Annotated in this window: 1 pseudogene; it reads right to left on the reverse strand. The window is 65.5% G+C overall.

Annotated elements, in window-relative coordinates:
- Positions 1-702, reverse strand: a pseudogene (locus tag AACY08_RS27740) (IS5 family transposase); the annotation flags it as partial.
- Positions 703-713 lie beyond the last annotated feature (11 nt).

The following is a 713-nucleotide window of genomic DNA, read 5'->3' on the forward strand; positions in this document are numbered from 1 at the left end:
CGGCCTTCGTCAGGCAGGCGTCGACCACAAGGCCGTTGCGGTTCTCCATCAGCGCATGGCCCATGAAACAGAGGCGCGCCTCGCGGCCCGGCCCTTTGCGGAACAATCTTGCGTCCGGGTCTGTGGCGCTCTCGTGGGTGGCGTTGGCTGGAGCCTCGCCGTGGAAGTCGCGCTCGCCGTTCCTGCCCGAGGTCGGCGGTTCGCCCGAGCCGTCCTTCGGACGGAAGCTCTTCATCGAGGCCCACGCCTCGATCAGCGTGCCATCGACGCTGAAGTGCTCGCTCGACAAAAGCCGCTTGACCTTTGGATGCGCCAGAACGGCGGCGAGGAACTTGTGTGCGATGTCACCGCCAAGCAGGCGGTCGCGGTTCTTGCCGAACGTCGTCTGGTCCCACGCCGCACCATCGACTCCAAGCCCGACAAACCAGCGGAACAGAAGGTCGTAGTCCAGCCGCTCCATGATCTGGCGCTCAGAGCGAATGCCATAGAACGCCTGCAGCAGCAGAGCCCGAAGCAACCGTTCCGGTGGGATCGACGGGCGGCCGACACCAGCGGCATAGATCGTCTCGAAGTCCGTGCTGAGACCGGTCAGGGCGGCGTTGACGATCTCCCGGATCGGCCGCAGCGGATGGTCTCGTCGGACCCGGCTCTCCAGATCGACTAGGAGAACAAAGACCCCGAACGCTCGTCCGAACCGCGCATCGCCCGCTCCA

It is taken from the genome of Pseudomonas sp. EL_65y_Pfl1_R83, from assembly GCF_963970695.1.
GTDB lineage: Bacteria > Pseudomonadota > Gammaproteobacteria > Pseudomonadales > Pseudomonadaceae > Aquipseudomonas > Aquipseudomonas tritici.